The organism is Paenibacillus solanacearum, from assembly GCF_910593845.1.
Taxonomy (GTDB): domain Bacteria; phylum Bacillota; class Bacilli; order Paenibacillales; family NBRC-103111; genus Paenibacillus_G; species Paenibacillus_G solanacearum.
Genome location: NZ_CAJVAS010000019.1, coordinates 24,173 through 41,899 on the forward strand (window position 1 = coordinate 24,173; position 17,727 = coordinate 41,899).

The 17,727-nt window shown below is 56.9% G+C and carries 18 protein-coding genes, 1 pseudogene and 2 riboswitches; of the genes and pseudogenes, 12 read left to right on the top strand and 7 right to left on the bottom strand.

Annotated features, from left to right (window positions below):
* Positions 1 to 372: 372 nt before the first annotated feature.
* Positions 373 to 771, bottom strand: coding sequence for a glycine cleavage system protein GcvH (gcvH, locus tag KXG62_RS19520; RefSeq protein WP_218093686.1), 399 nt, complete (start codon positions 769 to 771; stop codon positions 373 to 375).
* A 252-nt stretch (positions 772 to 1,023) separates the two neighbouring features.
* Positions 1,024 to 1,145, bottom strand: a riboswitch (glycine riboswitch).
* 147 nt (positions 1,146 to 1,292) lie between these two features.
* Positions 1,293 to 1,395, top strand: a riboswitch (glycine riboswitch).
* Between the two features lie 250 nt (positions 1,396 to 1,645).
* Here gcvH and gcvT point away from each other — a divergent pair.
* The 3 genes from gcvT to gcvPB are packed head-to-tail and all read left to right on the top strand — an operon-like array spanning position 1,646 to position 5,587.
* On the top strand, positions 1,646 to 2,746 hold the full coding sequence (gcvT, locus tag KXG62_RS19525) for a glycine cleavage system aminomethyltransferase GcvT (RefSeq protein ID WP_218093687.1): 1,101 nt from the start codon (positions 1,646 to 1,648) through the stop codon (positions 2,744 to 2,746).
* Positions 2,747 to 2,780: 34 nt separating this feature from the next.
* Positions 2,781 to 4,133 carry an aminomethyl-transferring glycine dehydrogenase subunit GcvPA gene (gene gcvPA, locus KXG62_RS19530; protein WP_218093752.1) on the top strand — a complete coding sequence of 451 codons (1,353 nt, stop codon included), beginning with the start codon at positions 2,781 to 2,783 and terminating at the stop codon, positions 4,131 to 4,133.
* Positions 4,130 to 5,587, top strand: a complete 1,458-nt coding sequence (gene gcvPB / locus KXG62_RS19535) for an aminomethyl-transferring glycine dehydrogenase subunit GcvPB (RefSeq protein WP_218093688.1) — start codon at positions 4,130 to 4,132, stop codon at positions 5,585 to 5,587. The genes gcvPA and gcvPB overlap by 4 nt, the downstream gene beginning before the upstream one ends.
* 13 nt (positions 5,588 to 5,600) lie before the next feature.
* Here the strand turns inward: gcvPB and KXG62_RS19540 are convergent, their stop codons facing one another.
* Positions 5,601 to 5,804 (bottom strand): aspartyl-phosphate phosphatase Spo0E family protein, encoded by a 204-nt coding sequence (locus KXG62_RS19540; RefSeq protein WP_218093689.1) that lies wholly within the window; start codon positions 5,802 to 5,804, stop codon positions 5,601 to 5,603.
* A 350-nt stretch (positions 5,805 to 6,154) separates the two neighbouring features.
* Here KXG62_RS19540 and KXG62_RS19545 point away from each other — a divergent pair, with 350 nt between their 5' ends.
* Both KXG62_RS19545 and KXG62_RS19550 read left to right on the top strand, forming a co-directional pair.
* Positions 6,155 to 6,436, top strand: a complete 282-nt coding sequence (locus KXG62_RS19545) for a hypothetical protein (RefSeq protein WP_218093690.1) — start codon at positions 6,155 to 6,157, stop codon at positions 6,434 to 6,436.
* A gap of 187 nt (positions 6,437 to 6,623) precedes the next feature.
* Positions 6,624 to 7,259: a hypothetical protein gene (locus KXG62_RS19550; protein WP_218093691.1), complete on the top strand. Its 636-nt coding sequence runs from the start codon at positions 6,624 to 6,626 to the stop codon at positions 7,257 to 7,259.
* Positions 7,260 to 7,622: 363 nt separating this feature from the next.
* Here the strand turns inward: KXG62_RS19550 and KXG62_RS19555 are convergent, their stop codons facing one another.
* The 3 genes from KXG62_RS19555 to KXG62_RS19565 form a co-directional block, all read right to left on the bottom strand.
* The gene (locus KXG62_RS19555) at positions 7,623 to 8,243 is read right to left on the bottom strand and encodes a LapA family protein (RefSeq protein WP_218093692.1); all 621 of its coding nucleotides are present in this window, start codon (positions 8,241 to 8,243) and stop codon (positions 7,623 to 7,625) included.
* Positions 8,215 to 8,532 (bottom strand): hypothetical protein, encoded by a 318-nt coding sequence (locus KXG62_RS19560; RefSeq protein ID WP_218093693.1) that lies wholly within the window; start codon positions 8,530 to 8,532, stop codon positions 8,215 to 8,217. Before KXG62_RS19560 ends, KXG62_RS19555 begins: the two co-directional genes overlap by 29 nt.
* A 98-nt stretch (positions 8,533 to 8,630) precedes the next feature.
* Positions 8,631 to 9,584 (bottom strand): magnesium transporter CorA family protein, encoded by a 954-nt coding sequence (locus KXG62_RS19565; protein WP_218093694.1) that lies wholly within the window; start codon positions 9,582 to 9,584, stop codon positions 8,631 to 8,633.
* A 215-nt stretch (positions 9,585 to 9,799) separates the two neighbouring features.
* Here KXG62_RS19565 and KXG62_RS19570 point away from each other — a divergent pair, with 215 nt between their 5' ends.
* From KXG62_RS19570 to KXG62_RS19590, 5 genes are all read left to right on the top strand, one after another.
* Entirely contained in the window at positions 9,800 to 9,958 is a 159-nt protein-coding gene (locus KXG62_RS19570; RefSeq protein ID WP_218093695.1) for a hypothetical protein, read from the top strand.
* 113 nt (positions 9,959 to 10,071) lie between these two features.
* Positions 10,072 to 10,476: a YflT domain-containing protein gene (locus tag KXG62_RS19575; protein ID WP_218093696.1), complete on the top strand. Its 405-nt coding sequence runs from the start codon at positions 10,072 to 10,074 to the stop codon at positions 10,474 to 10,476.
* Positions 10,477 to 10,558: 82 nt separating this feature from the next.
* Positions 10,559 to 10,723 (top strand): DUF1328 domain-containing protein, encoded by a 165-nt coding sequence (locus KXG62_RS19580; RefSeq protein WP_218093697.1) that lies wholly within the window; start codon positions 10,559 to 10,561, stop codon positions 10,721 to 10,723.
* Between the two features lie 195 nt (positions 10,724 to 10,918).
* Positions 10,919 to 13,615 carry a CHASE3 domain-containing protein gene (locus KXG62_RS19585; protein WP_218093698.1) on the top strand — a complete coding sequence of 899 codons (2,697 nt, stop codon included), beginning with the start codon at positions 10,919 to 10,921 and terminating at the stop codon, positions 13,613 to 13,615.
* A 12-nt stretch (positions 13,616 to 13,627) separates the two neighbouring features.
* Positions 13,628 to 14,458: a CheR family methyltransferase gene (locus tag KXG62_RS19590; RefSeq protein WP_218093699.1), complete on the top strand. Its 831-nt coding sequence runs from the start codon at positions 13,628 to 13,630 to the stop codon at positions 14,456 to 14,458.
* A 62-nt stretch (positions 14,459 to 14,520) separates the two neighbouring features.
* Here the strand turns inward: KXG62_RS19590 and KXG62_RS19595 are convergent, their stop codons facing one another.
* A complete protein-coding gene (locus KXG62_RS19595; RefSeq protein WP_218093700.1) occupies positions 14,521 to 14,955 on the bottom strand; it encodes a universal stress protein in 435 nt (144 codons plus the stop codon).
* Positions 14,956 to 15,223: 268 nt separating this feature from the next.
* On the opposite strand from KXG62_RS19595, the pseudogene KXG62_RS34680 reads away from it, so the two are divergent.
* Together KXG62_RS34680 and KXG62_RS19605 are read left to right on the top strand one after the other, a co-directional pair.
* A pseudogene (locus KXG62_RS34680) lies at positions 15,224 to 15,597 on the top strand (CBO0543 family protein).
* A gap of 104 nt (positions 15,598 to 15,701) precedes the next feature.
* Complete coding sequence (locus KXG62_RS19605; protein WP_218093702.1) at positions 15,702 to 16,985, top strand: methyl-accepting chemotaxis protein; 1,284 nt, start codon at positions 15,702 to 15,704, stop codon at positions 16,983 to 16,985.
* A gap of 143 nt (positions 16,986 to 17,128) precedes the next feature.
* On the opposite strand, the gene KXG62_RS19610 is transcribed toward KXG62_RS19605, so the two are convergent.
* On the bottom strand, positions 17,129 to 17,641 hold the full coding sequence (locus KXG62_RS19610; RefSeq protein ID WP_218093703.1) for a GNAT family N-acetyltransferase: 513 nt from the start codon (positions 17,639 to 17,641) through the stop codon (positions 17,129 to 17,131).
* Positions 17,642 to 17,727 lie beyond the last annotated feature (86 nt).

A 17,727-nucleotide genomic window follows, 5' to 3' on the forward strand; every position in this document is an offset into this window, starting at 1 on the left:
GCATTTTTGTCAAGGCCTGCTGCCGTTTTTTGTCGCCTTATCCGGCCCTCGCCGTCTATCGTTTCAAACGAACCGAACCGGACCGCTTGTTGCCGATCGATCAGAGCCATGAGCAGCCTAACCGTGTTTCAACGAAGTTTATTTTCGACCAAGCTGTGAAAATGCAAAAAAGAACCTCCCCGAAATACAACAGGAAGGTTCTCGCTCGCTTGATATTGCCGCAAAGGCCAACGACCTGCAAGCATGAACTGCCGCCGCCGCGAGCGCCGTCAAAGGAAACACAAGCATCCGGTGCAAACCGCTATACGGCACTCGTGAGCACAACGCGAGCCGCTATGCTGCGGGCCTTTAAGCAGCCTCGCAAGCACAGCGCTAGCTGTTGGAGTCGACGTACGCCCGGTACCGTTCCTCGTCCCACAGCTGCTCCAGCGCGGCGGCCGCGTCTCCGTCCACTTCTACCTCGATCATCCAGCCCGTGCCGTACGGCTGCTCATTAACCGCCTCCGGCGAATCGAGCAGCGCCTCGTTCACCTTCGTTACGGTGCCGCTCACCGGGCTGAACAAATCGGATACGGTCTTAACCGACTCGATCGTACCCATCGGCTGGCCCGCCTGTACCGCTGCCCCGACTTCCGGAAATTCCACGAAGACGATGTCCCCGAGCTGGCTTTGCGCAAAATCGGTAATTCCGATCCGCACGAGGTTGCCGCCTGCAGACTCGGCCCACTCATGCTCCTCCGTATATCTCAAACCCGACTTGACTTCGCTCATCTTCCAAACTTCCTTTCCATTTGAAATTATGTAGCTTCTTCATTGATGCAGCTTCGCGCACACAGCGCTCCCGCGCCTAACGCCGCTCAACTTGCCAACAGTTGTATCATGCGCGGGAAAGGGCAGGAAAACTCAAAAAGGACACAGAACAGGCGTCATTGCCTTATTCTCTGTCCCCGTTACCTGAAAGTTTCAGACTGCCTGCCCGGCGGCCGTTACCCCTTTGGTGGCTGTTCGCTCTCTCCAGAGTTGCGTCAAACGGCGGTACGTTTACCTGAGAGATTAATCGCCTTCGGCCGGCAAGGCCCGCGACTTGCTCCTTCGGTGCTGCTGGCGGCTGCGGTATCCGCTGCAGTCTCTCCCGACATCTTCATCCGCGTGTATTCGTTTTCAACCCTTAGCATAATGCAGCGTCCTGTTTCATGTCAATATAGTTAACAATAAAAGTTGGACTCGGTCAAAATTTGGTTGACACCGCTTTCCTGCTCAGGCACAATAAAAGCAGCAAACCGAATACGCGAATGATGGTAAAGGGAGAGATTACCGGGACCGCCCGTTCCGGTGACGCCGAAGGAGTAAGCCCGGACGGGTGAATCTCTCAGGCAAAAGGACCTCTGCCGGACGCACCTCTGGAGAGCATGGACGGACCGCTTCGGCATACCGGAAATCACCCAAGGGGAAACTCGCTTCGCCCGGCCTCCGGCTTGAATGGAAAGCTACGCGGCGCAAGACCGAGGTAACTCTCAGGTACAAAGGACAGAGCAAATGAAGGAGACGCTAGCAGTGCGTGCACTGCCGGCGAACGGCCTTTGTTTGCCTGTCCCTTTTCGCGTTTTCGCAAGGTCAATGTCAATTTGAACGAGGTGAGGATGAGATGACCCCATTGAAAAGAACGCCGCTGTTCCCGCTGTATTCCCGTTACGAAGGCGCCCGCTGCATCGATTTCGGCGGCTGGGAGCTGCCGGTGCAGTTCGCCGGCATTCAAAAAGAGCATGACGCCGTCCGCAAGCAGGCCGGCTTATTCGACGTCTCCCATATGGGCGAATTTATGGTGAGCGGCCCGTCGGCCGAAGCGTTCCTGCAGCACATGATGACCAACGACGTCTCGCGGCTTGAGGACGGCCAGGCGCAGTATACGCTGATGTGCCAGCCGGACGGAGGCGTCGTCGACGATCTGCTCGTCTATCGGCTGGCTGCAGACCGTTATATGCTCGTCGTGAACGCATCGAACATTGACAAAGACTACGAATGGCTTGCGTCGCACCGCATCGACGGCGCCACGCTGGAGGATGTCTCCGGCGATACGGCGCTGCTCGCGCTGCAAGGTCCGCACGCCGCCGACATCCTCGCCCGGGTGACGGATGCCGTAACCGACGGGCTGGCGCCGTTCCACTTCCTGCCGGAAGCGACCGTCTGCGGCGTGCACGCCCTCGTCTCGCGCACCGGCTATACCGGCGAGGACGGCTTCGAGCTGTACGTCGCCGCCGCCGATGCGCAGAAGCTCTGGCTCGGCCTGATGGAGACCGGAGCGCCGCTGGGCCTCGTCCCCGCCGGACTCGGCGCGCGCGATACATTGCGGTTCGAGGCGAAGCTGCCGCTGTACGGCCAGGAGCTGTCGAGCACGATCACGCCGCTGGAAGCCGGGCTCGGCATGTTCGTGAAGCTCGGGAAGCCGGCGTTCATCGGCCGCGACGCCCTGCTGAAGCAGAAGGAGCAAGGGCTGACGCGCAAGCTGGTCGGCATCGAGATGATCGACCGCGGCATCCCCCGTTCCCACTATCCCGTTCTGGCGGACGGCCGCCCGATCGGCGAAGTGACGACGGGCACGCAATCCCCGTCGCTCAAGCGCAACCTCGGCCTCGCTTTGATCGATGCCGCCTACGCGCAGCTCGGAACCGAAGTGTGGGTGGAAATCCGCGGCAAGCAGTTGAAAGCCGAAGTCGTCAAAGCGCCGTTCTACAAGCGAAGCAAATAAACGTACCGTTCCAAGAGGAGTGATCGCTATGAGCATGAAGCACCGATATATCCCGATGACCGAGCAGGATCAGGCGGAGATGATGCAAACCGTCGGCATCCAATCCATCGAAGAGCTGTTCCGGGACATTCCCGCGTCCGTCCGCTACCGCGGCACGCTGCCGATGTCGTCCGCTTTGGACGAACAAGCGCTGCTGACGCACATGAAAGAGCTGGCCGGACGCAATGCCGACAGCGAGCGGTATCCGAGCTTTCTTGGCGCCGGCATTTACGATCATCATGTGCCGGTTGTCATTAACCATATCGTCTCCCGCTCCGAATTTTATACCGCCTACACGCCGTATCAGCCGGAAATCAGCCAAGGCGAGCTGCAGGCAATCTTCGAGTTTCAATCGTATATATGCGAATTGACCGGCATGAAGGTGGCCAACGCCAGCATGTACGACGGCGCCACGGCGCTGGCGGAAGCAGGCGCGCTCGCGGTTGGGGCGACGAAGCGCAAGCAGATCGTCATCTCCCGGACCGTCCATCCCGAAGCGCGGGCGATTCTGCGCACAACCGCCCGCGGATTGAACGTGGACATCGTCGAAATCGGCTACGCGAACGGAACGACCGATCTCGAGCAGCTGAAAGCGGCCGTGACCGACCAAACCGCCGCCGTCATCGTGCAGTCGCCGAACTTCTTCGGCTGCATCGAGGAGGTGGCCGTGATCGAGCCGATCATCCACGAGCGCAAAGGTCTGCTCGTCGTCAGCACGAACCCGATCTCGCTCGGTCTCCTCGAAGCGCCGGGCCGTCTCGGCGCCGACATCGTCGTGGGCGACGCGCAGCCGCTCGGCATCTCGGCTTCGCTTGGAGGGCCGACCTGCGGCTTCTTCGCCGTCGCCGAGCCGCTCATGCGGCGCATGCCGGGCCGGATCGTCGGCCAGACGGTCGACCGCGACGGGAAGCGCGGCTTCGTGCTGACGCTTCAAGTGCGGGAGCAGCACATTCGCCGCGAGAAGGCGACGTCGAACATTTGCTCCAACCAGGCGCTGCTCGCCTTGTGCGCGTCGGTCTACTTGTCCACGATGGGCAAGGCCGGCGTCCGCGAAGCCGCCAACCTGAACCTGCAAAAAGCGCATTACACCGCGAAGCGCTTGTCGGCCTTGGACGGATTTGCGCTGCCGTTCGGCGCGCCGTTCTTCAACGAATTCGTCCTCCGGCTGCCGGAAGGCACATCGGCGGCCGAGCTGAACGGCAAGCTGCTGGACGCCGGAATGATCGGCGGATATGACCTTGGCGCCGCTTACCCGGAGCTGCAGGGGCATATGCTCGTCGCCGTCACCGAAAAACGGACGAAAGCGGAAATCGATACGTTCGCAGAACGATTGGGGGAACTCGCATGAAACCGCAAAAAGCGCTGATCTTTGAAATGAGCAAGCCCGGGCGCGTCGCTTATTCACTGCCCGCTTGCGATGTCCCGGAAGCCGCCCCGGAGACGTACATTCCGGCGTCGCTGCTGCGCAGCCAGCCGGCGGAGCTGCCTGAGGTGTACGAAGTGGACGTCATCCGCCACTATACCGAGCTGTCGCGGCGCAATTTCGGCGTGGACAACGGCTTTTATCCGCTCGGCTCCTGCACGATGAAGTACAATCCGAAGATCAACGAGGATGTGGCCCGCTTCGCCGGATTCGCCAAGATCCACCCGTATCAGCCGGAGCAAAGCATCCAAGGGGCGCTGGAGCTGCTGTACACGCTTCAGAACGACTTGGCCGCGCTGACCGGTATGGATCAGGTGACGCTGCAGCCGGCAGCCGGCGCGCACGGCGAATGGACCGGGCTGATGATGATTCGCGCTTACCACGAGAGCCGCGGAGATCAGCGGACGAAGGTGATCGTCCCGGACTCGTCCCACGGCACGAACCCGGCCAGCGCCACGACGGCCGGCTTCGACACGATCACGATTCCTTCCAACGAGCAGGGGCTCGTCGATCTCGATCAGCTGCGCCGAGCGGTCGGTCCGGATACCGCCGCGCTCATGCTGACCAACCCGAGCACGCTCGGACTGTTCGAGGAGCAGATCGTGGAGATCGCCGCCATCGTGCATGAAGCCGGCGGGCTTCTATACTATGACGGCGCCAACTCGAACGCGATCATGGGCATTACCCGCCCCGGCGACATGGGCTTCGACGTCGTGCACCTGAACCTGCACAAGACGATGAGTACGCCGCACGGCGGCGGCGGTCCGGGTGCAGGACCGGTCGGCGTCAAGCAGCGGCTCGTCCCGTTTCTGCCCAAGCCGGTCGTCGCGCGGCGCGAAGACGGCACCTTCTTCTTCGATACCGAAGGCGCCGATTCCATCGGCCGGGTCAAGGCGTACTACGGCAATTTCGGCATCCTCGTCCGGGCGTACGCCTACATTCGCACATACGGTCCGGAAGGATTGCGCCGCGTATCCGAGTGCGCGGTACTGAACGCCAACTACATGATGCACCGGCTCGCGCCGCATTACGAGATTCCGTATCCCGGCGTCTGCAAGCATGAATTCGTCATGTCCGGCCGCGGCTTGAAGGCCTACGGCGTACGCACGCTCGACGTCGCCAAGCGGCTGCTCGATTTCGGCTACCATCCGCCGACCATCTACTTCCCGCTCAATGTGGAGGAGTGCATCATGATCGAGCCGACCGAAACCGAAAGCAAGGAAACGCTCGACGCGTTCATCGACACGATGATTCAGATTGCGCAGGAAGCCCAAGAGACGCCGGAGCTCGTAATCGGCGCGCCATACGATACAGTCGTTCGCCGTCTCGATGAAACGCTGGCCGCCCGCAAGCCGGTATTGAACTGCGCCTGCAATTAACGACGCTTTACGATTACGATAGCGGCAATCCCTTCGTTCGGCCTGTCGGACGGGGGATTGCCTTTTTGCCGTGCTGCTGCCGCAAAAAACGGTTCACCAGCTCATCGAGAAATTGCGACTGTTGCAGCACCAACGGATCTTGAATGCCGCGGGTTTCGGCCATTTCGTTCAAATCCTTCCGGACACGCTCCAGCTTCCGTTCGATCGATCGCTTCATCGCGGTTCAACCCCCTTTTACAAAAAATACACGAAATCCGGTTTCATGAAACCGAACCTATGCCGCTATTCGTATTTCGGGAGAACCGCCAGCGCCTCTCCTATAAGCAGCGAAATGCATACGCGAACCCCAAGCGCCGTTGCGACGCTGCGCGGCGCAAGCGGTCGTTCGAAATCTGCAGTTGCCCTCCAACTCAAGCGGAACGAATCGGCCCAGGCAGGTCGCGGTGCGCGGTGCATCCCGCAAATTTTTTTGCCAAGCCGGTGCTTCAAACCAAATTTGCGCGGGTAAATATCCCCATCTGGGAAGCCGGATACATCTACTCAACCACGCAAAGGAGTTGTCCGCTGATGAAAACAGCTAAAACCAAATGGATCGCATTACTGATGGGGTTGTCCCTGATGGTTCCGACCGCCGCAGGCGCCGCGCCGGAATCGAGCACGACGAACGTTATCGACGAATCGCCTTGGGCCAGTCTCGCCGTCGGCCAAACGAATGTTGACGGCGTCACGGTTCCCGGCGTGTATCTGGTCACCAGCGAATCGAAAGTGGCCTTTATTCCCAACGGCGTCGGCCTTGTCGTGATCAACAAAGAGATCGCGCTGCCGTTCGGCGCGTACTACGTCAATTAAGCCGCCCGGCGGTTCACGCAAACGGAAAGCAACGGGAGTGGGAGAAACACGGAATACATAGAGAAACAAGTGAGGAAGGAAGGCGCCGCAGAGAACCATGCTGTGGCGCTTTCCGGCTTATGGCTTGGGCACGCGACGAATTCATGAGGACAAGCAGTTCATTACAATAGGCGCAGGGGTGAGAGGAATGAACAAAGGAACATGGTTGTTATGCGCAGGATGCCTGGTTGTATCGACGGTTATGGGAGTAGATTACAGCACCTCAAGGGCGAATGGCCCAGGCGCGGAGACAGCTGCCGCCTCGTTCATGGAGCTATCGCCAGACGCCGTGGCGACAGCGGCTCATGTCGTCCGGCGAGCCGCGCTGGGAGCCTACGTAGGCGCAAGCGCTACAGCTGCCGAAGAAGCCGCACCTGTGAAAGCGGATTCTCCGCCCTCCGGGTTTGCGTTGAATTCGCTCAACGGCGTTTCGCTCTCGGATGACATCGCCGAGATCTTCGAGAAGAAAGGCGAGCCGCTGTCGGTGTCCAGAGACGAACTGATCACCTCCATCGAGACGTACCGCTTCAACGATTGCACGGTCGTCGTCATCGGCGATTTCATTCAATATATCGAGGTTCCCCGTTCATCGGAGGAAGTAAAAATCGACGGCGAGCCGCTCCCGCTGGAGCTGTCCGGGCTTCAGGACAAGCTGGGTGCGCCTTATTTCGAAAGCGAGGACGGGATTGTGTACAAAAACGGAACGAAAGCGTTAAAAATTTACACGACGGCAGGCAGCGACAAGGTCAACTCTATTCATTATTTCAATACGGCGACACAGTAAAGGTGACGATGACTAGACATGATTCCAATCATCAGCCCGAATCCAGGACAAGCCTTACCAAGCTCCGACCCGCCGCGACCACGCAGCCGGACGGAGCCTTTGCTTGTTCCCCACTGATAAGCCCGCATCGAACAGCGCCTTCCTTTCCAAGGTTCGACCAACCGTATCGCAGCGTCGTAACGCGCGACCGTTTTTCTTGGTTCAGCATGTCGCAGTTTGCTTTAACGCGTGAGCGAACTTAAAGCACTGAATCGTGAAAAAGGCCGCTCCTCCGAGCGACCTTCCCATGGATCCTGCGCCTTACGGCTTCAAGCGATTCCTTTGTTCTTCGGCTATGCCTTCCGTCCTGCCCTGCCACGCTGCCTAATGCTGCAGCTTGCGGGGGATGGACCGCTCCGGCGTCTTTGCTTCCTCCGCAGACGCGACTTCTTGCTGCGCCGTTTCCGATGCCGCCCATAACGGCTCGGATACCATCGTCTTCATATGGCTTATTTGCCGTTCGAGCTGCCTGATCTGTTTCTTCATCCTTTGCTGCTTGATGATCCCAAGCAAGCCGACGATCACGCCGCCGAGCAATACGGAGCTGAGAATGACCCCAATGAGCGGCATTTCCGTATCGATCAAGCCCAGGTGGATCGGAACGGGAAATGCGTTGACGGCGGCGAACATCGCGGCGACCAGCGCGATCAGCAGCATGCAAATAAACAGCCATAACGTTTTCATAACAATCCCCTCCTTCGCATAAGTACAGCGGGCGGAAACCGTTCCGGCCGTGCGCAAAGGCGGGGAATGAACCTTGGTCCATTCCCCGCCTTCGGCCCGGGTATACGCGTTGTTTCCCGCGCTGCGCCCGAATCCGGTGCACGCGTCCCGGCGCCGCATGGTGGCGGCTGAACCCCGCTCGCGCCAGCGGCGCACGAACCGAGACGGCAGCTTGCCCGCGCGTCCGGAATCGTCAGTGCTCCATGAGCGCGACCAGCTCATCCGGCTTCGTTCCTTCGCGGAGCAGCCGGCCTACGTGAAAGCTCCGCCGGTCCGCTTTCACGAAGAAGCCTTCCTCCAGGTGATAACCGCGCTCCTTGGCGGACTGATGCAGCTCGCAGAACAGCTCTGCGGCCTGCACCGCGGTCTCCGCTTCCGCAAACGTTTCCAATACATTACCGGTGCCTAGCGGGTTTACTAATGCTTGAATATTCACTTGATAGGTGCGATCGGGTGTCAGACGTACAGAAACTTCACTTCCGTCACAAGGAATGCTGTGAACTACGGTCATAGCAAACACCGCCTTCTATCATTATATTTGGTAGATTGATAATCATTATTACCCTGCCCAGGGCGCCCGTGAAACATCCCGGTCTTGCGATGGTCCTCTTATGCGATATTCGAGCGCTTCTTCTTCCCCCGTATCAGGTCGCCGGTCCATCCCTTCCACCGCAGCCACACATAGACAAGCATCGTCAACATACAGATGACAAGCATCATGCCAGCATAACCCCAAGGGCTATCCAGCCCCGGCATCCCCTCGAAATTCATGCCCCACAGTCCGGCGATCACCGTAGCGGGCGTGCAGACGACGGTAAAGACCGTCAGCGTCTTCATGATCTCGTTGCCGCGGTACGAAGCAATATTCTCATCCATAGCGAGCATCGTGCCTACCTCTACATCGTATCGCTTCAAACGAAGCTGCAGCCGCTGCACCCGAAGTTCGGTCAGGCGGTAGTGCGCATTCCGCTCCAGCCGCTCGGGCGCAAAAGCCTCCTTCGCCGCGATGAGCAGCTCCTCCAGCGGTTCGATCCGGCGCCGCCAATGCAGCAGATCATACTGCCGATGCATCAAGGCATCGAGAAGCTGCGCGTTGTTCGACTCGCGCATGTCCCGCTCGAGACGAGCCTGTTCCGCGGCAAACGCGTCCAGCCCGTTCATGCAGACGAGCGCCAGCTTGCCGAGCAAGGCGAATCCGCCTTCCTCCGGCGTCTGGCACAGCTCCAGGCTGCGGATCAGCTCCTGCTCACCGATCCCGTCCAGCCGGGAAAGGCACAGCTCGGACGTGAACAAATGTCGTTCCTCCATGTAAACGAACAGCCACGCATCCTCGTCCTTCCGCTCGTCCGGCTCATTACAATAAGGCAGCGATCCGTATAGCGCCCCCTCCGTCTCCGCCTTCGCGCGAATGCATGGAACCCGGGCGAATTCAAACCGGTCCTGCTGCATGATGCGGATAAAATAGGGATGGTCGACGCGCAGCTCCTCCCGTTCCATCGGCGTCAGGTCTTGCCACCGGTGCCAAGTCCAGCCGCCCGGCATGACGATATGTCGTATGGCCATTCTTCCCGCTCCTTTCCCACTTGGATCCGGCCCGGGGATACACTGCCGTTCTCCGGGCTTTCCGCTTACGTTCCCCCACTCTTTCTTACGATTCCCCGCATTCCAGATCACCGAAACATCTCCGCACCGGACCATCGGCGTGGTTCAGCGCGTTAGATCGCGGGTAATACTTGGCACGTTCGTACCTTGATTGCCAAATAAAGGAGCGATGAGCCATGAAACCGGTAAGAAGCGTAGATATCGAACAAAAAAACATCGAGCAAAAGTACGACAAAGGCTTGGTGGCATCGACTTTCATTAAATACGCGGCGTACATCATCATCTTCTTCGGACTGCTGTATTTTATCGTGCGCTACGTATTCCCCTTATTTTGACCGGGAATGAAGCGCTTGTTTCAAACCAGGGACAGACGGTTAATCAAAGGCATGCCGGTCCGACAAGGCCAGGCAGCGCAGCAAGTCATATTTGAATTTCGGGAGGGATTACTGTGAACAACAGAGTGAGACTCGTATCGACTGTCGAACAGGCCATTCAAGGAATTCGCGCTTTTCGGAGAGCAGGCTACGCGCTTGAGGAAATTTATGTACTTGCCCATGACGATAAAACGACCGAAGGGGTAGCCGACCTGATGGATACGAACAAGATCGGCTTATACGAGGAAGGAATCGCGAACACGTTCGCCAACCTGTTCCGCTCCAGAGGGGACAAGCTCCGTTCGAAAATGGAGTCGCTCGGCTTGACCGAAGCTGAGGCCGACTTCTTCGAAAGCGAGCTGGACAAAGGGAAAATTCTCGTGATCGTCTGGTACGACGAGACGAAGCGATTCCATATGGACCCGGAAATGCATGAAGAACGCATCCCGCCGAACCGCCATCCTGCCGGCTCGCGGTAATCGGCTGAGGGAACGGCGTGAATCGCCGTCCTTGTATCACACTTGCTCATAATCTTCGTCATTCCACCGGGAGGTGAGGCGTATGTTAAGCTGGGCCGTCATTTTTTTCATCATTGCGATCGTGGCCGGGGTGTTCGGGTTTCTCGGAATTGCCTCCGCAGCCGCAGGAATCGCCAAAGTGCTGTTCGTCATTTTCCTGATCCTGTTCGTCGTATCGCTGATTCTCGGCCGCAGGACTTCATCATGACGGCGCAGAAGCCGCAGCCCATTCGTGACGATGGGTTGCGGTTTCTTTGCGTGGGAACGGACCTCTGCGGGTGTACGTCGCCTTTCGCGAGCGAAGTGCGAATACCGAAGCAATGACCGGTTTGCTTCCTACGTTTGGAAAATACATGTATAATGGTTGGGTATTTATATTCCATTGTAAGGCAGGGAGTACGGCATGCTGCAGAAAGCGAAATACGGGATTCGTTTCAAAATCATCTTAGGCTATGCGGTCATCACCGTCTTTTTTATTATTTCGATCCTGATCGTAAATAGCCAAGTATCCTCCATGCAGGAACAGCGCAACTATATTATCGAGCATGACATCGCGGTCTTCGATCTGACGAACCAGATCGAAAAACATATGCTTGATATGGAAACGAGCCAGCGCGGATTTGTACTTACCGGCGATCCGGCTTATTTGGAGCCGTACACGAATGCGAGCTCGAGCTGGAAAGAAGATTACACACGGCTGTATGCCATGCTCCCCGACAATCCGGAGCAGCAAAAAAAGCTGGAGCTGATCCGAAGCACCATCCAGCATTGGATTACGGTAGCCGGCGATCCTACGATCGTGATGAAGAAAGAAAACAAAACACAAGAGCTTGACGCCTTCTTCAAATCCGATCCCGGCAAAAAAGATATGGACGAAGTACGCGCACAATTCAAGGCGTTTCGCAGCACCGTTAAAGAGTTGACTCTCGATCGCGCAGACAAGCTGGATCAAATGAACCGGACGCTGGTTTTCGGATTTTATGCGCTTATGGCTTTGGTGCTTCTGATCGCATCGGGCGTCGCCGCCAGCATCTCCAGTTCCATCGTGCGTACGCTGCGCGAAGTCACAGAGGCGATCACCGAGATCGCTTCTTCGAAACAGTCGCACCGCAGAATTCCTGTAAGCACACAGGATGAAATCGGGATGCTCGGCGAAGCGACCAACGCGCTGCTGGAGAGCCACGAGCGGGAATATTGGCTGCAAACGAAAGTCGGCGAAGTCGTGACGATGATTCAGGGCATGCCGGATACGCGCACGCTCGGCGGCAAGCTGATCAGCCACATCGCCCCGCTGCTGAACGCAACATACGGCGTCATCTATATCGTCACCGGCAAGGCCGGCCAGCAGCGCATCGTCAAGCTGGCTTCGTACGCTTCAAGCGGCGAGAACGCCGGCTTCGACGGATTCCGCGTCGGCGAAGGACTGGTCGGGCAGTGCGTGCTGGAAAACCGGATGTTCCATCTCACCGACGTGCCGGTCGATTACATCCACATCTCGTCCGGTCTCGGCAAGGCGTCGCCCAAAGACGTACTGATCGCCCCGATCGCTTACGAGGGCCAGGTTATCGCCGTGCTTGAGCTGGCGACGCTCGAGACGTTCGCGCCGGAGCATTTGCAGCTGCTGGAAGATATTATCGAGTCGCTGGGCATTATGATTAACAGCGTGGAAAGCCGCACGGAAGTGGAACGTCTGCTGCGGGAATCGCAAGCGATGACCGAAGAACTGCAGACGCAGGCCGAGGAGCTGCAAACGCAGCAGGAAGAGCTCCGGGTTACGAACGAGCAGCTTGAGAAGCAGAATCGGTTCGCCGAGGAAAAAGCGCAGGAGCTGGACCGGATTCGGGTCGAGCTGGAGGAATATACGGAGCAGCTGCAGCAAAGCTCGCAGTATAAATCGGACTTCCTGGCCAATATGTCGCATGAACTGCGCACGCCCTTGAACAGCATCATCATTTTGTCGGAGATGCTTTCCGAGAATAAGAAAAGGACGCTCACGGCCGAGGAGCAGGAATACGCCCGCATCGTCCACTCGTCGGGCAACGATCTGCTCTCGCTGATTAACGATATTCTCGATTTGTCCAAAGTGGAAGCAGGCAAAATCGACATCGTCGTGGACGAAATGAATGTGACCGAGCTGCCGGCTCACATGAGTAAACAATTCATGAAGGTCGCCGAACAGAAGTCGCTTCAATTTATGATTGAGCTTGCGCCGGATGTGCCGACCATCTTCTTGACGGACGAACAGCGGGTTCATCAAATTTTGCGCAATTTATTATCCAACGCATTCAAATTTACGGAACGCGGCTCGGTCACGATGCGCGTGCAGACGGCGGAGCCGAAGCTCGTAAAGCAGCTGTTCTCGCCGCAGCGTCACGATACCGTGCTCGCCTTGTCGGTGTCGGATACCGGCATCGGCATCCCGGCCGACAAGCGCGAGGTCATCTTCGAAGCGTTCCATCAAGCCGACGGGACGACGAGCCGCAAGTTCGGGGGGACCGGCCTCGGGCTTTCGATTTGCCGCGAGTTCGCCAAGCTGCTGGGCGGGCATATCGTCGTCGAGAGCGAGGAAGGCGTCGGAACGAACTTTACGCTGTACGTGCCGTCGCTGGAGCCGAACAAGCAACGTCATATCCATGAGACGGCCGTAAGCTTCGAAACAGACGCTCCGGCCGCCGTCGTTCCCGTCTCCCGGCTCACGCCGGCTGTGCCGCCAAGCACCCTGTTCGCCGGTAAACACATTCTTGTCGTCGACGACGACGTCCGCAACGTCTTCGCGCTCACAACATGGCTCGAGGACGCCGGATTCCATGTCACCGTGGCCAGCAACGGCCAGGAATGCCTCGACGCGCTGAATGGCGACGTGCCGATCGATCTGGCTTTGATCGATATTATGATGCCGGTCATGGACGGCTACGAAACGATACGCCGCATCCGCGCGAACCCGCAGCTCGCCGCCCTGCCGATTATCGCGCTGACGGCCAAAGCGATGAAGCACGACCGGGAGCAGTGCCTGGAAGCCGGCGCGTCGGATTATATCAGCAAGCCGATCAATATGAATCAACTGACGTCGCTGATGCGAGTATGGCTGGCAAAGGAATAGGCGGTGAAAGAAATGACAAGCGGGGACGATCTCGAAGCCATTGAAATCGAGCTTCTTCTTGAAGGATTGTATCGCGTGTACGGGTATGATTTTCGAAATTACAACCGGGCTTCCATCCGCAGACGCGTCGCCAACCGGCTGCGGATGGACCGTATCTCGACGGTGACCTTGCTCTTGGATAAAATCTTGCATCATCGGCAAGAAGCGGAAAAGCTGGTGAAAGACTTTTCGATCAACGTAACCGAGATGTTCAGAGATCCGTCGTTTTTCCGCTCGTTCCGCAAAAACGCCATTCCCCTTCTGCGCGATTTGCCGGAAATCCGCATATGGCACGCAGGATGCTCCACCGGAGAGGAAGTCGTTTCGCTCGCTATTCTGCTTGCGGAAGAAGGGCTGTTGGCGAAGGCGCGAATCTATGCGACCGACATGAACAACGACGTACTGGACAAAGCCCGCAAGGGCGCTGTTCCAATCGCGATGATGCAGCAGTATACGCGCAACTACTTGCTTGCCGGCGGAGCGAAGGAATTCTCCTCCTATTATACAACCGACTGCGAGTTCGCTTATTTCAGCCCGCAGTTGCAGGAGCAGGTCATGTATTTTCAGCATAATCTGGTGACGGATTATTCGTTCAACGAGTTCCACGTCATCCTGTGCCGCAATGTGCTGATTTACTTTGATCCTGTCCTGCAGAACCGGGTCCACCAGCTGTTCGACGAAAGCTTGGACGCGTCCGGCGTGCTGGCGCTCGGCAGCAAGGAGTCGCTCTCCTTCTATGAACATGCCGACCGGTACGAAGCCGTCGATCCCGCCGAGAAGCTGTATCGCAAAGGCAAGCCATAAGCTGCGTGCGGCGCTCACGAAACATGTCCGCACCGAATCGCCGGCACGGACATGGATAACGGCTACTGCTTCACGACGAGCACCGGAACCGGCGCGTCTTGTACGACCTGCTTGCTCACGCTGCCGAGGAACAGCTTCTGAAGGCCGCTTAATCCCCGGTTGCCTATAATGATCAAATCGCATTCATGATGCTCCGCGCAGCTCACAATCGCCCCGGCCGGACTGCCGTCGGTTACAATTTCGCCGGTAAACGCGGCGTAAGGGGCAACCCGGATCTCCGCCTGCTCCAACGTTCGCTTTGCTAGCGTATCGAGCTCCGCCAGCAAATCCACGGAAGGCACGAGGTAAGCCTCGCCTGCCACAGGCTCCGGCTGATTCACATGCAGCACGACCACCTGCATCCCCGCATTCAGCTTGCAAAGCTCGATCGTCTTGTCCAGCGCGAGATTCGCTCCATCGGTTCCGTCATAAGCCAACAATGCTTTTCGGCAAAACATCGTATCCACCCTCCCCTATCAGGAATTACAATCTATTAACCTGCGAAACGGAATATGAACCATTGTAATAGAATCGCTGCCTCGCCATCATGAGCCGCCTTCGAAGTATAATCTCCTCCCCAGTTGACCATAATTCATGTATTACACAATAGGACGGAAATTGATGGATACAATCATTCTTTACTCTGCCTGGATCGTTACGGCAATTCTTCTACTGATCCTGATTAACCGAAGAAACTGGATTGAAGCGCAAGTAAGCTTCTTATTCATGCAAGTCCCCAGCTGGTTATTCGGCGCCATTGTGGTTCAAGGAGGGTTAATCGAATATCCGGTAGGGTTTCTTAGCATGGCTTACCGCGCGAGCTTTACGTTCGAATTTTCATATTTCCGTCTGTTAGCGCCATCTTCAACGTTTATTTCCCCAAAACAAGAACATGGCTTGTAAAAACCGTATATACGCTGAGCTTTCCAGCCGTTATTACAGTGGCTGAACTCTATTTGGAAAAGCATACGCAATTAATTAAGTACTTGCATTGGTCTCCCTATTGGAGCTTCATCTCCATTATGTTGACGCTATTGCTCTCCTATGGGTACTATCGCTGGTTTTTCAAAAAAATCCGGAATATGTATACCGGCAAGTGAAATGCTCCCGATATCGCCATTCGCTGTGATGAAAGTCACAGCCTTTTTTGTCGTTTTGTGTTATTGTATGGTAAAAAAGGTTCAAACCAGAGCGGGGTCATTCGATGACAAATACGAAATTTAGCATCGTGAAGAAAATGGTACTGGGCATTACGGCCGTTTCGACGGTCACTTACGGGACAAGCGCCTTTTTCATTTTCATATTGCGGGGCATGGCGAAGGAATATATTTCCGAGTGGCTATTTATCTGCATCACGCTGCTGCTGGGCATTTTCTGGACCGGCTTCCTGGGCTGGCTCGCGGCCAGGTGGTTCATTCGGCCGCTCTTGCAGTTGACGGTCGCAGCGAATCATGCAGCCGAAGGAAACTTGCAGATTCAACTGATCCCAAGCCGTTCGGATGATGAATTGCGGGCGCTGGGCCTCTCCTTCGCCAGAATGATCGACAATTTACGGGAAATGATTGACGGCATTTCAACCAACTATCAGACAACCCACAGCCAGGTGGACGAACTGCGAACCGCGATCGGGCAAGCGGCGGCGCATGTGGAGTTGATTACATCAACAATCGAAGATATCGCGCGCGGTGCGGAACGGCAGTCGAAGTCGTCGGAGGCGATGTTCATCACGGTTGAGCAGATGACGACGGCGACGGCCGACATTAACGCCAAATCGGATACGGCACGGCAGCTAACCATGCAAATGGTATCCACCATCGAAACCAACAAAAACGTCATCCAATCTTTGGTCAACGGCATGCAAAAACTGGCCGTGCTAAATCAGGAATCGATCGGCGTCGTTCAAAGCCTGGAGTCCAATGCGAGAGAAATCGGCGACATCTCCAATGTCGTCGGCGAGCTCTCGAATCAAACCCACCTCCTTGCGCTCAACGCCTCCATCGAAGCGGCAAGAGCCGGAGAGCATGGGAAAGGCTTTGCGGTGGTCGCCGATGAAGTGAAGAAGCTCGCGGCGCAAAGCTCGCAAGCCGTCAGCGACATTAACCATCTGATCGCGCAAATTCAGGCGGAAGTGAACAACGCCGTCGTGAAAATTACGCAGCAGTTCGAAGTGGCGCGTCAAGAATCGGCTCATGGCGAGACGGTCGCTGCGGCGCTGCAGTCGATTATCGGCGAGGCTGACAAGGTCGCCGAAACCGTCGACCTCATCGCGTCCATGGTGTCGACGCAAGCCGGACAGGCGCAATCGTCGTTGCATGAGGCCCGGGAGATGGCCGACATCGCTTCGCGAATCTCTTCAGGAGCTAAGGGCGTATTCGCTTCGACGGAAGAACAGACGGCCGTTATGGAAGAGATCGCTGCTTCCTCGGAGCTGCTGAGAGAGCAATCGGCAAAACTGAAGCAGCAAATTGAATTTTTCAAAGTAAAATGATGGCTTTGCGGGGCTGCCGCAAGCCCATTTTCTCCGGATCATGCTGCAAGCGCCCTTCAGGACGGAGCCGGGTTTCAATCCCGGATTGCCGTCGTGAGGGGCGCTCTTTTTTCATACAGCTGCGTTCCATATCGTTCCACTCTTTAAATACGTTTCATATACAGCAGTTTCCCTTCCCCGGGATAGTAATAATCGGGAAGATGACATAGCAGAACAAAGCCATAGCGCTCAAACAGTTTACGAGCGCCTCCATACGCAGGCAAATCGCAAGTGAAGGTTTCGATATATCGTCCGTTATGGGCAACGCAATATTGAAGCATCGCTTCGATTAATCGCTGTCCCAGCCTGCGACGGCGGTAGGTCCGATGCACTCCGAAGTATTCGAGACGGTAACCGCCGCTCCGATGTTCGTTCTCGTTGAAAATGACCGCGGATACGACCTCTCCCTGCAGTTCGGTATACCAGCATAAAATATGCTTGTCCTGCAAGCTGCGCTGAGGCAGCGCCAGCAGCTGCTCCCTCTCTCCGGGGGTGAACCGCTGGTCATCGAAGCAATCGACTCCTAGCAGAAATGCGGAAACCTTGCTCGCCTCTGCCGCACTATTGACGGGAGACAGCTGGGGCGTGGATTGATCTCTTCTCGACTGCTCGGACATAGGCATAAGAACCTCCATCTATTGATATGATTACGCTATCCCCATACTGGCGGGCACAAGTAGGCAGCCAATCGGCACAGCCGTCC